This is a genomic window from Mycoplasma miroungirhinis, assembly GCF_013008815.1.
Lineage (GTDB): Bacteria > Bacillota_I > Bacilli_A > Mycoplasmatales > Metamycoplasmataceae > Metamycoplasma > Metamycoplasma miroungirhinis.
On record NZ_CP053097.1, the window covers coordinates 509,116 to 522,319 of the forward strand.

Below are 13,204 nucleotides of genomic sequence, written 5' to 3' on the forward strand. Positions count from 1 at the left end.
CTTTTAATTATTTATTAAATATTTTAAACTAAAAGTACAAAATTATTTTATTCTCTACTAAAAGAATGAATAGCATTAAGAATAAATTCTATCACTTTGTCGATAGTTATTTTTTGATTAGTTTGTCCAGATTTAATAGCTAGATTAAGTGCTGAGCTAACTGCATCTCTAAAACTATTGCTGTTTAAATCAGCAATATCTTGATAAGGTACAGCTCCATTAATTTCTTGTGATTTTTGAAGATTATCTAAAAATGTATTTAAAAAAGGATTGGGACTAGTTTTTTTGTATTCTGAAACAAAATTACTTGATGGAAATAAATAACCACTTAAAAACGCAAATGTTTCCACTGGAGTTAATTGTAATGATAGATTTTCAGCAGCTTTCACTGTAATTTTATAATCTGAATACAATCATTTTAAAAATTTTAGAGTAGCTTTGTCAGCTTTTTTATTTGCATGAATTCCAATAATTGAAGGTCCTTGAACAATAAAAGTTCCTCTATTTGTGTCATTTGCATTATTTTTTAAAGGTACAGAAGTAGTGATAACTTCATTTGGTGTGATTTGAGGTTTTAAATTTTTATCTATTTTTTGAAAATTTTTTAATAGTCAATAACCTATATAAGTATTTGGTAATTTTTGTTCTAAATTATGAATTTCTTCAAGATTAGTCACTGATGGAAGTTTTGTTAAAATATCATTGACCAACTTTATTTCTGAAACATTAGGAATATTATTCGTTAAATATATTTTTTGGAAATCTTGTTTATTTTTTAAAAATAACTCATTAGCAGCAGTTGAATTATGAAGAATTTTTAATTGCGATAAATTTTCTGAAAAGGCTTTGATTTCATTAATGTTTTGATTTGTTAGAAAAACTGAGTTTTTTGAATTATCTTTTTTATTTAGCCATTTAGTAAATTTATTGTTATTATCTACTTCTAGAGTGTATAAAAATGTGTTTGCACCTATATGAGCTTCGTTATTGGTTCAATCACCTATTCCAAGATAAGAAATTGTCTGATTTTTATATGAATATGATTCTGGAACATATTTTACATAATTATATGCTAAAGATGAAGATATGCTAAATAACATTATGTGTTGTGTTTGTAATGTGGTGGAATTAAAATCAGTTTCTGAATCAAATTGTGTATAAAATCTTCCAGTATTTGCTAAATCAACATATTTGTTTAACAATTCAATAAACTCATTATTTTGACTATTTTGAATATTTTCATAGTAATTTAAAATATATTGTTTTGATTTTAAAGGTTTTAGATAAAAATTATCAAAGTTATTTGATGCTTTGTTATACATTTGCATAAAAATTTCATTAACAGGATTATCCATTCCTAAAGTAAAAAGTTGATTGGAATTATTGATACTATTTAATAGTTTTGCAATAAAATAACTAAACTCTAACATTCCATCATATGTAGAAATAATACTATCATCTAATTTAGTGTTTTCATATTGACTAAAATCTATGTCAGTGACATCTTTAAGTTTTCATAAGTTTTCTAAATATTTTTTAGATTCTGGATTTTGTTGATTAAATTGTTGTAATGATTCGTTTAAAAGTGCACTATTTTTATTAGAAATTAATGTATCAGTATGTTTTTTTGAATATTTTGAATTTAAAGCATTTAAAATATAACCTAATAATAATTTATTGACACTTAATATTTCAGATGATTGTCCAAAAGGTAAAATTCATTTTTTAGAATTATCTAAACCTAATATACGGTATGAATTAATTGTAGATTGATTAACTAAATGAGTATCAACATCATCTAAGTTTAAAATCATATTGTATGAACCTAAAAATACTGCTGTAGAAGGGTAATTTAAAACTAAATTACCTATTGTTTGTCGATCCTTGCTAGAAATTTTTAGTTTTAAATTATTGTATACATCGTTATAAGTTAAACCAAAATTGTAATTAGCTTCAACTTTTAAAGCATCATTTCATTCTGAATTATCTTTATTTTCATCTAAAAATTCATTGTATTTATCAATAATACTATTTAAAGCATTGTATCTTTTTTGATCACTACTAGGTCCAAAATTAGTAATAATTCTTATTTTTTCTATTTTCTTGCCTTCATTATCTTTTGAAAAATAAGCATCTTGGTCATATCTAGTTGATATTTGACAACTTGCTGCTATTGTAACAACGGATGAAGCCAAAGTAACAATTGCAAATGCTTTCAAAATATTTTTAAATTTAAACATAATTAAATTATATATAAAATATATAAAAACTAAAAACAGAAAATAAAAAAATACCAAGACAAGCTTGGTATTAAAAAATTATTAATAATTATTTTTTGTATAATTCTTTGATTTCGTATGCAATTTTTTTATCAGTAACCATGAATAAACCTTCTAAGTTTGGTAAAGGAACTGTTACATCTGGTGCAGCTAAACGAACTGGTGCTGCTTGTAAATCATCAAAACAATGTTCATTTACACGTGTTATAACTTCTGAAGCGATTGATAATGTAGAAACTGCTTCTGTAACCACAAGAACTTTTCCTGTTTTCTTAACTGAATTTACAATTGTTTCTGTATCTAATGGTTTTAAAGTTTGTAAATCAATAACTTCTACTGAACCTTCAAATCCTTCTTCACCTAATGCTTTTAATGCTTTAAGTGTTTCATGTAACATGTGTCCGTATGTAACAACTGTTAAATCGGTTCCTTCTGTAACAACATTTGCTTTTCCTAATTCAACTGTGTAGTATCCTTCTGGAATTTCTTGTTTAAATGCACGGTAATCATGTTTATGTTCTAAGAATATAACTGGATCTTCACTTTCCATTGATGCAATTAGTAATCCTTTTGTGTTGTAAGGTGTAGAAGGCATTACAACTGTTAATCCTGGAATATGTGAGAATATTGCTTCAATTGCTTCTGAGTGGTGTTCTAGAGCTTTAACTCCTCCACCTACTGGCATTCTGAATACTGCTGGAACACTGTATTTTCCACGTGAACGGTTACGAATACGAGCTCCATTTGTACAAATTTGTGCTAATGCGTATCAACAAAATCCTGAGAATTGGAATTCAACAACTGGTCTTAATCCTGCCATTGCAGCTCCGATTGCTGAACCAGCTATAGCTGATTCTGAAATTGGAGAGTCTCAAACTCTATCTTCACCGAATTGTTTTTGTAATCCATCTGTTGCACGGAAAACTCCACCTTCGAATCCTGCATCTTCTCCATATAAAACGTATCTTTCATCTTTAGCGAACATTAATTTTAAAGCTTGGTTTAAAGCACCTATGTTATTTACGGTAATTTTTTTATCTGTATCTGACATAATTTATCTCCTTAAATACTGATTATAAGTATTTTTTCCCTTCTTCAAGTTGACTTTTTAATTCAGGTGTAAGTTCTTCATATGTATATTTAAAGATGTCTTCGTATCCTTCTTTTGCTAAGTCTTCTGTAGATTGTGCATAAGCTTCTTTAGCTGCTTCAAGTGCTTCTTCTCATATTTTTGTTTTTTGTTCTTCTGTTAAAATACTATTTTCAAATAAGTATTTTTCGATACGGTGCATTGGTTCTCATTTTTCTTTTTCTTCTTCTAATTCACGTGAACGGTAAATACGTGGACTATCTGAAGTGGTGTGTTGTCCTTGACGTCATGTAACAAATTCAACTAGAACTGGTCCATGTCCTTGACGAATATATTCTGCTACTTCTTTAGCTACTTCATATGAAGCTAGTAAGTCGTTTCCATCAACACGTAATCCTGGGATGTTGTATGACATAGCTCTTTGTGATAATGCACGAACTGTGTAACTATTGTGTTCTGGAACAGAAATTGCTCATTGGTTATTAGCAACAACGTAAAATACTGGTAATTTACGTAGTGCTGCAATGTTTAATGATTCGTGGAATTCACCTTCGTTTGTTCCACCATTTCCAACTATTGTTAGTACTAAAGGTCTTTCAACTTTTCTTTGTTTTAATGCATATCCAATTCCTGCTGCATGTGAACATTGTGAAGCAATAACAACTTGAATTGGTGTTACGTTAACTCCGTCTGCAAAACGTGAACCTTGTTCTGATCCTCTTCAGTAGTTGTAAATATCTCTCATTGTTACACCATGTGCTAACATTGCTGGTAAAGCACGGTAGTGAGGTACTAATCAATCTTGTTTATTTAAAATTGATCCTAATACAGTTAAGAATGCTTCTTCTCCTAAGTTAGGTGCAAATGTTCCTAAACGTCCTGTTTTTTGTAATGTTAATGAGTACATATCTCATTGACGTGATGCTACCATATTTTTATATAGTTTTAATAATTCTTCATTTGTAGCTGTTGGTTTGTAATTTTTATCAATTAAATCTCCATTAACATCTACTAAACGAATCATTTCATCTTTGTCTGTCATTACTAGATCAGGTTTAATATATTTGAAATCCATTTAAAATATTTCCTTTCCTTAATTTAAATTTTTACATACTTATTATAAAATAGAATTTCAAAAAATTTATATAATTCAAACAAAAAGTAATTTGAAAATATAAATAAGTAAAAAAATGTATGAAAATTAAGTGTTTTTCTTTTTTTTAAAATTTTTTTGTCTTATTAATTATTTATAAACTAAAATAATAAGATGAAAAAAATATTATAAATTAGAGGAGACTATTTAATGGAATTATCTAAATATTCAAAATACATAAATGATTTGCTTAAAGAAAAAGCATCAGAAAAAATTTTAAGTGTTTTATTTATTGATGGAGATGATAAAAGAGCTCGTGAAGCGGCTAAATATTTAAAAGAACATAATTTAGCAAAACCAATTATGTTACTAGAAACAAAAGATCAAATTGTAGAAGATGGTCTAGAAAATCTAGTTTTAGAAGACTTAACAGTTCAAAAAGACGCATATGCTTTAAAATTGGCAGAAATAAGAAAAGGTAAAGAAGACTACGCAACAGTAAGAAAATACCTTGATACTCGTCCATTTTATGGAGCAATGATGTTAAGAAATAAGGATATAGATTCAGCAGTTGGTGGTTTAATTTATTCAACAGCAGATATTTTAAGAGCTGCATTTAAATCAATTGGACCAAAACCAGGAATTAAAACAATATCATCATTAATAATAATGCATAAAGATGATGAAAAATTTATTATTACTGACCCTTCAACTGTTGAAAAACCAACAGCTGAACAAATAGTTGATATTGCAAAAAACGCAACAGAATTTGCAAGAACAATGAAAATGAATGATTTAGCAGGATTTTTAACATATTCAACTAATGGTTCTGGTAAAGGTGAAAATCCTGATTTAGTAAGAAAAGCAGTTGCATTAGCAAGTGAAGATAGTTATCTAAACATCATCAAAGGTGAAATGCAATTTGATTCAGCTTACAATTTAGATGTAAGAAAACAAAAATTCCCTTCTGCACCTCAAAAAGAATTAGGAATTTATGTATATCCTAACTTAGAAAGTTGTAACATAGGATACAAAATGGCTCAAAGATTAGGAAAATATGGAGCTGTTGGAGCTATAATTCAAGGTGTTAACGCAGCTATAAACGATTTTAGTCGTGGTGCAACTGTACAAGATGTTATTGATGTTACTTCAATTACAATCTTAAAAGGATACGATTTTCTTAAATAATGAAAAAAATATTAGTAGTTAATCCTGGTTCATCATCATTAAAATGATCTTTATATTCAAAAAATAAATTAGAATTAATTGCTTCTGGAATTTGTGAAAGAATTCATTTAGATGGAAGAATTATCACTAAATTCAAAGAACAAAAGTTTGTTGATGAGTTAGATTTACCAGACCATACCATAGCAGTACGTGAATTAATTGAATTATGAAAAAAATACAATATTATTCAAGATTTAAATGAATTAATAGCAATTGGTTTTAGAACACCATTTTCTGGTAAAAAATATTTAAGTCCAGTTATTTATAATGATGATGTTAAAAAAGCAATTGAACATGCTGCAAAATTCATTCCTCTTCATTCTCCTGCTACATTAACAACTGTTGATGCTTTTGAAAAAAATATTCCCAAAGTAACTAAAATCATTGCTCAAGATACAGCATTTCATACTACAATTCCAAAAATTAACAGTACATTTGCAATAAATCAAGAATGAGCTAAAAAATATGACATTTTTAAATTTGGATACCATGGTCTAAGTCATGACTATATAACTTTCAAAATGAAAAAAATATTAGGTAAAAAAAATGTTAATATTATTATTGCACATTTAGGATCTGGTTCAAGTATTTGTGCAGTTAAAGATTCAAAATCACTAGATGTTTCAGTTGGTTTTAGTAGTTTAGATGGTCTAATAATGGGTACTCGTTCTGGAAATATAGATCCAGGTATTCCTGATTATTTAATTAGAATTGAAGGATGTAGTCCTCAAGATGTATTTGAAATGATGGTTAAAAAATCAGGATTATTAGGTGTTAGTGGAGTATCAAATGATGTAAGAGATTTACATCAAGCACAAGCAAATGGAAACAAAGATGCTGCTTTTGCAATTGATTTATTTGTTTCAAAAGTCGTTGATTATATAGCAAGTTACATTAACAAAATACAAAAACCTATTGATGGTATTGTTTTTACAGCAGGTATTGGTGAAAATGATGAAATTATAAGACAAAAAGTCTCAGCACAATTACAAGCAACATTTGGAATAAAAATATCTCAAAAAGCTAATCTTGAATCTTATTCTGACTATAAACTTATTTCTTCAAAATCTTCAAAAATACCAGTTTATAAAATAAAAACAAATGAAGAATTAGTTATTGCTCGTTATGTAAAGGAATTAATTAAATAATATTAAGTATGCAGTATATATACTGTATGCTTTTTTATTTTAATCAAAATAAATTTATAAGATTTTCTTTGTTAAAGATAATTATAATTTATAATTTTATAAATAAAATTAAGAATTTTAAGGATGATTAGGAGAATTATGTTTAATAAAAAAATTATCATTTTTTGTGGGCCTAGTGGAGTTGGAAAAGGAACAATTGAAACTAGATTATTTGATGATATAGCACTGAAATTAAAGCTTTCTGTTTCTGCAACGACAAGATCACCTCGAAAAGGAGAAATAGAAGGTGTTCATTACTATTTTATTTCAAAAGAACAATTCAAAAAACATATAGAAAATAACGATTTAATTGAATGATCTCAACATTTTGATAATTATTATGGTACTTTATATAGTAATTTACAAAAAATAAGTAATGAAGGCTTTATTCCTTTTTTAGAAATTGAAACAAATGGTGCGATTCAAATTTTAAATAAATATAAAACACAACAAATTGAAGATAAAATTATTTCAATTTTTGTAATGCCTCCTTCATTTAAAGAATTAGAAAGAAGAATCACTGAAAGGGGTTCAGAAACACCAGAAACAATTAAAAAACGGATGGAAAAAGCATTTGATGAAGTTAAATATGCAAATTTATTTAAGCATACAGTCGTAAATGATACAGTTGAAGGTACTTATTTAGAAATTAAAAATATAATTGAGAAAGAATTTAATTTATAATGTCAATAAAATGAGTTATAAAGTCTGAAACAGGTCCTATTAGAAAAGAAAATCAAGATTTTGCAGGTTTTGTTAATAAAAAAAATGTTGTAATGGGAATTTTATGTGACGGAATGGGTGGACATAAAAATGGTTCTGTAGCTTCAAAAGTTGCGGTAAAAGAATTCATTGATTTTTTTAATAACTCGCAAATTGAAACAATTGATGCATTTGATTCCAAAAACATTCAAAAGTGATTTCAAGAAGGATTAGAACAAGTTACAAAAAAAATGAAATCACTTGCTAATATGGATTCACAATATTTAGATATGGGAACTACATTAGTTATTAGTTTATTTTTCCAAAAAGAACAAGAATTATATGTTTTTAACTTAGGTGATTCACATGCATATTTATATAATGGTTTTTTACATCAAATAACCAAAGACCAAAACATAATGAATTATTTAATCGATAAAGAAAATCTATCTCCTGAAAAAGCAAAAAACATTCACGGATGAGATCGTTTAGTAAGTGCTTTAGGACCTAAAAAAAATGCAATTGCTGAGACTTATAATATTCATAAAGATTCCAATCCTAAATACATTATTTTAACTTCTGATGGTATTCACAGTTTTATTCCTAAAATATTATTTGAAACTATTTTAAATGATAACTCGCCAATTGAACAAAAAGCCAATAAGTTAGTAAAAAATGCAATTGAATTAAAATCAAATGATAATCTTACGTGTTTAATTATGGAGGTTAATTAATGGAACAAAAAATGTCAAAATTAACTTCTCTTTATAACGTTTTAGATAAAAACTTAGGTAAGGGTGGAATGGGTTATGTTTGGTTGTGTGAAAATAAAATTACCAAACAAAAAGCAGCAATTAAAATTTTAAAAAATGAATACACACTTGTGGAAAAAAATAGATTCCAAAATGAAATTCTTAATTTACAAAACATTAATAGTAAATATGTAGTTAAATATTATGATTCAAGTTTTAATGAAAATGAACAATGAATAAGTATGGAATATGTTGAAGGTGAAAGTTTAAAACAATGTATTTCCAAGCAAAAATATTTAGATTTAGAAACTGCATTAGATTATGCTAAAATGATTGCTCAAGCCTTATCCGATATACATAATATGAATTTAATTCACCGAGATTTAAAAAGTTCTAACGTTATAATTTCAACTAATGGTGATATAAAAATTATTGATTTTGGAATTAGTCTAAGTAGTGAAAGCGAAAGATTAACAAAAGAAAATAATGTTATTGGTACAGCAGAATATTTAGCCCCTGAGTTGATTCAAAATACTGAACTTGCTTCATTTCAAAGTGATATGTATAGTTTTGGTATTTTATTATTTGAAATGTTAGAAGGTTCAGTACCTTTTACAGGTCATGAAAAATTAATGGCTCATATCAATAATAAAATCCCTAATTTAACTAGATTAAATACAATGATTCCTCAATCAGTTCAAAACATAATTAATAAATGTTGTGCAAAACTGCCTAATAATCGGTATGAAAATATGATGTATGTTTTAGATGATTTAAAACATGCTCTTGACAAAGACAAAATAATTGAAAAAAAAATAAATCCAGATAAAAAACAAAGAAAATCCATCATAGAAATGTTTGAAAATAAAACTTTTACATTAGGTTTACTTATTACTGGAAGTTTATTATTAATTATTACATTAGTGTGTTTAATATTACTCACAAAAGGAATAATATAATGATAAAAGGTAAAATAATTCGTTCTATTTCTGGTTTTTATGATGTAAAAACTGCCCAAAAAGAAATAATAAGAACAAGAGGTAGTGGTAAATTAAGATTACTAAACATAAAACCAACAGTTGGAGATTATGTAGATGTTAATAAAGACAATATGATTGAAAAAATCTATGAAAGAAAAAATCAATTTATAAGACCTAAAATTGTAAATGTTGATCAAGCAATTGTTGTTATGAGTTTAGTTGAACCTAATTTTTCTTATGAATTAATGGATAAATTTTTAATAATAATTGAAAACAAACATATAAAACCTGTGATTGTGTTAACAAAAAGTGATTTAACTAACGAATCAAAAATAGATTATTTTAAAAAACAAAAATATGAAGTTTTTGAAATAAATTATCAAAAACAAACAGGTTTTAATAATTTAAAAGATATTTTCGCAAACAAAACTAGTTTTTTTGTTGGACAAACTGGTGTAGGTAAAACAACATTAATTAATTTTTTGGCTAAAACTAACTTACAAACACAAGAAATTTCTAAAGCTTTAAATCGTGGTAAACATACAACAAGAGAAGTATCATTAATTGAATTTAATGGTGGTGAAATTATTGACACTCCAGGTTTTAGTTCAATCGATTTTGATATTACTATAGATGAAATTTCGACTGCATTTTCTAAATTTGCTGAAGCATCTAAAAAATGTAAATTTAGAAATTGCAAACATAATTTAGAAAATATTGATAATTGCGAAATAAAAAGACTTGTGCAAAATAAAGAAATACCAGAAATGAGATACAAAAATTATTTAACATTTTTAAAACAAATTACAGAAAAGGAACATTATGAATAATATAGGACAAATAAAATTTATAAATTCTTCACTTTTAGATTTAGAAAACAAAGAAAATGCATACATTTTTATCAATAAATTAATAGAAAATGGAATTAAAAATATTCATTATGATGTAATGGACCAAAAATTTGCAAAAAATACTAAAAGCTTTACTATTGAAGAAATTAAATTAGCATATCAAAAATCCAATTCACATACTATGGATGTACATTTAATGGTAGAAGATCCTCAAAAATGAATTAAAGAACTTGATTTTGTTAATTATATCTCTTTTCATTATGAAGCTATAGGATACAAAAAAGCACTTGAAATAGTTCAAACTTATCAAACTGATAAATTAAAATTAGGTCTAGCTATAAATCCATCAACTTCTTTTGAAGAAATAAAGGATTTAATTAAAGAGTTTAAATTAATTTTAATTATGTCAGTTCAAGCAGGACAAGGTGGTCAAAGTTTTCAACCTCAAATAATTGATAAAATTGTTCAAATTAAACAATATATTTTAGAAAATTCATTAGATACAAAAATTATGATAGACGGAGGAATTAAAAAAGATTTACTTGACAAAGTTTTTTTTGCAGGAGTAGATTTTGCAGTAATGGGTTCATATATTTTAAATAATAGTGATTCAGAAAGTTTAAAATCCTTAAACTCATTATCATTAAAATGAAAAGAAATTTATTTAGCAGGAGGATGTTTTTGAGGAATGCAAGCTTGACTTAAAATTCAAAAAGGAGCAATAAAAACTTGAGTTGGTTATGCAAATTCTGATATCATTAAACCTTTATATCAAGATTTAATTCATAAAAGATCAAAAGCAGTTGAAACAGTGCAATTTATATATGATTCATCACAAACTTCACTAAATCAAATTGTAAATAATTTTTTATTAACAATTGATCCAACTTCAGTTAATTTTCAAGCTCATGATGTAGGGATTCAATACAGAAATGGAATTTATTGAAATCACAATAATTTTTCAGAAAATGACAATAATGAAATGAAACAAGAAATTTTAAAAACTATTAATAAAGTCCAAAATAATTATCAAAAACCAATTGTAACTGAAGTTTTAAATTTAGATAATTTTTATTTAGCTGAAGAATATCATCAAGATTATTTAGATAAAAATCCAGGGGCTTATTGCCACATAAAACTATAAAATGATATTTAAATACAAAGAAAATGACACACTTGATGAATTAGTTGATTATTTGTTATCAAAAAACTATGAGGCTATTTTATTAGATGGAGAATTAGGTGCAGGTAAAACTTATTTAACTTCTCAAATTGCAAAAAAATTAAATATTTCTAAAAAAATTATTAGTCCCACATTTAATACTATTTTTATTTATGATGGTTTAATTCATATTGATGCTTATAATCTTAAAGGCAATTTATTAGCTTATGAAGATTATTTTGATAACAATCTTGTAGTTATAGAATGATCAAATAATATTCAACATCCATTTAGTCACTATGCAAAAATTAATGTATATTTAAAAAACAATTTACACGTTTTTGAAATAATAGAGGAAAAATAATGAATTTATTTTATGATACTTGTTTAGATGATTTAGTAATAATTTTATTTGATCAACACTTTAATTTAATAGCATTTAAAAAAATTGATAAATTAAATAAAAAAGTAGATGTAGTACCTAAATTAACAAAAGATATTTTAGATGAGAATAATTTAAATATCAACAACATCAAAAGTTTTTATTTAAATATCGGCCCTGGTAGTTTTACAGGTTCAAGAATCGCAGTCACTTATTTAAAAACTATTGCTCAAATTTTAAAGACAGATATTTATACAACAACTAGTTACTTATTGATTAATAAACAAACAAAAAACCACATAATTTATCTAAAAAGTTCTAAATACTCATGCTATGAAATTATTTTAGATCAAAACAAAAATGTAATTTCTACTTCACTTATTCAAAATAAACAAATTGATGAAATTAATTACACTGATTTAATTTACAATTTCTCAAATTATTTAGATATATTTACTAAAGTAGATAATCTAGAAAATTTAAAAGTTATGTATTTTCATGAACCACAAATAGGAGATATTAAATAATGGTAATCTTAGCAATTGAAACTTCGCATGATGATACTTCTATTTCTATTTTAGAAAATTCCAAAGTAGTTGAATTAATTACTTTAACGCAAACACAAATACATAAAAAATATGGTGGTACAGTACCTGAAATTGCTTCTCGCTTACATGTTGAAAATATTTATAAAGTAATTGAACAAATCAAAACAAAATATGATTTAAATAAAGTTAATTTAATAGCATATACTTCTACTCCAGGTTTAATTGGAGCTTTACAAGTTGGTTTTTTAGCAGCTCATGCTTTAAGTCTAGCATTAAATAAACCAATTGTACCTATTAACCATTTAGATGGGCATTTTTTTAGTGGCTCAATAAATAAGGAAATTAACTATCCTGCACTTTGTTTACTTATAAGTGGAGGTCATACACAAATAATATATGCACAAAATTATTTAAATTTAAGTATTATTGGACAAACACTAGATGATGCAGTGGGTGAAACTTATGATAAAATAGGTAGAAAACTAGGTCTAGAATTTCCTGCTGGTGCTGAAATTGATAAATTAGCATATGAAAATACTAGGCCTTTAAATCATAAATTTAATTTACCAGTAACTCAAAATAAATATGATTTATCATTAAGTGGAATAAAAACACAATTTATAAATTACATTAATAATTTTATTAATCGAAGTGAACAAATACCTGTTAAAGATATTGCAAGTGATTTTCAAAATTTAATGGTCTATTATTTAGAAACTAAAATGAAACAAGCAATTAATGAGTACAAGCCTAAATCAATAATTTTAGCTGGTGGAGTAAGTGCTAATTTAGCAATTAGAAAAATGTTTAAAAATCTTCATCATAACGCTATAATACCTGATTTAAAATATGCAACAGATAATGCTGCAATGATAGGGCAAGCAGCTAAAATAATTTATCAAGGAACAATAAACAAAAAAATACAGAAACCATCATAAATTTCTGTATTTT

General features: G+C 25.8%; 13 protein-coding genes. 10 read left to right on the plus strand and 3 right to left on the minus strand.

Annotated features, from left to right (window positions below):
• Positions 1-47: 47 nt before the first annotated feature.
• The 3 genes from HLA92_RS02130 to HLA92_RS02140 all read right to left on the minus strand — a co-directional run bounded on the left by HLA92_RS02130 (position 48) and on the right by HLA92_RS02140 (position 4,444).
• Entirely contained in the window at positions 48-2,240 is a 2,193-nt protein-coding gene (locus HLA92_RS02130; RefSeq protein ID WP_171113083.1) for a P68 family surface lipoprotein, read from the minus strand.
• An 88-nt stretch (positions 2,241-2,328) separates the two neighbouring features.
• Positions 2,329-3,330 (minus strand): alpha-ketoacid dehydrogenase subunit beta, encoded by a 1,002-nt coding sequence (locus HLA92_RS02135; protein ID WP_171113085.1) that lies wholly within the window; start codon positions 3,328-3,330, stop codon positions 2,329-2,331.
• Positions 3,331-3,352: 22 nt separating this feature from the next.
• Complete coding sequence (locus tag HLA92_RS02140; RefSeq protein ID WP_171113087.1) at positions 3,353-4,444, minus strand: thiamine pyrophosphate-dependent enzyme; 1,092 nt, start codon at positions 4,442-4,444, stop codon at positions 3,353-3,355.
• Positions 4,445-4,672: 228 nt separating this feature from the next.
• Between HLA92_RS02140 and HLA92_RS02145 the strand changes: the two genes are divergently transcribed.
• The 10 genes from HLA92_RS02145 to tsaD all read left to right on the plus strand — a co-directional run bounded on the left by HLA92_RS02145 (position 4,673) and on the right by tsaD (position 13,191).
• Entirely contained in the window at positions 4,673-5,650 is a 978-nt protein-coding gene (locus HLA92_RS02145; protein ID WP_237023520.1) for a phosphate acyltransferase, read from the plus strand.
• A complete protein-coding gene (locus HLA92_RS02150; RefSeq protein WP_171113089.1) occupies positions 5,650-6,837 on the plus strand; it encodes an acetate/propionate family kinase in 1,188 nt (395 codons plus the stop codon). The genes HLA92_RS02145 and HLA92_RS02150 overlap by 1 nt, the downstream gene beginning before the upstream one ends.
• A 138-nt stretch (positions 6,838-6,975) precedes the next feature.
• Entirely contained in the window at positions 6,976-7,560 is a 585-nt protein-coding gene (gene gmk, locus HLA92_RS02155) for a guanylate kinase (protein WP_212751817.1), read from the plus strand.
• Positions 7,560-8,312 (plus strand): PP2C family protein-serine/threonine phosphatase, encoded by a 753-nt coding sequence (locus HLA92_RS02160; protein ID WP_171113093.1) that lies wholly within the window; start codon positions 7,560-7,562, stop codon positions 8,310-8,312. The genes gmk and HLA92_RS02160 overlap by 1 nt, the downstream gene beginning before the upstream one ends.
• Positions 8,312-9,289 carry a serine/threonine-protein kinase gene (locus tag HLA92_RS02165; RefSeq protein ID WP_171113095.1) on the plus strand — a complete coding sequence of 326 codons (978 nt, stop codon included), beginning with the start codon at positions 8,312-8,314 and terminating at the stop codon, positions 9,287-9,289. The genes HLA92_RS02160 and HLA92_RS02165 overlap by 1 nt, the downstream gene beginning before the upstream one ends.
• Entirely contained in the window at positions 9,289-10,140 is an 852-nt protein-coding gene (gene rsgA, locus HLA92_RS02170) for a ribosome small subunit-dependent GTPase A (RefSeq protein ID WP_171113097.1), read from the plus strand. The genes HLA92_RS02165 and rsgA overlap by 1 nt, the downstream gene beginning before the upstream one ends.
• Positions 10,133-11,305 (plus strand): peptide-methionine (S)-S-oxide reductase MsrA, encoded by a 1,173-nt coding sequence (msrA, locus tag HLA92_RS03350; protein ID WP_171113099.1) that lies wholly within the window; start codon positions 10,133-10,135, stop codon positions 11,303-11,305. The genes rsgA and msrA overlap by 8 nt, the downstream gene beginning before the upstream one ends.
• A 1-nt stretch (position 11,306) precedes the next feature.
• Positions 11,307-11,687, plus strand: a complete 381-nt coding sequence (locus tag HLA92_RS02180) for a tRNA (adenosine(37)-N6)-threonylcarbamoyltransferase complex ATPase subunit type 1 TsaE (protein ID WP_171113101.1) — start codon at positions 11,307-11,309, stop codon at positions 11,685-11,687.
• Positions 11,687-12,232: a hypothetical protein gene (locus HLA92_RS02185; RefSeq protein WP_171113103.1), complete on the plus strand. Its 546-nt coding sequence runs from the start codon at positions 11,687-11,689 to the stop codon at positions 12,230-12,232. Before HLA92_RS02180 ends, HLA92_RS02185 begins: the two co-directional genes overlap by 1 nt.
• Positions 12,232-13,191 (plus strand): tRNA (adenosine(37)-N6)-threonylcarbamoyltransferase complex transferase subunit TsaD, encoded by a 960-nt coding sequence (gene tsaD / locus HLA92_RS02190; RefSeq protein WP_171113105.1) that lies wholly within the window; start codon positions 12,232-12,234, stop codon positions 13,189-13,191. Before HLA92_RS02185 ends, tsaD begins: the two co-directional genes overlap by 1 nt.
• Positions 13,192-13,204: the final 13 nt, after the last annotated feature.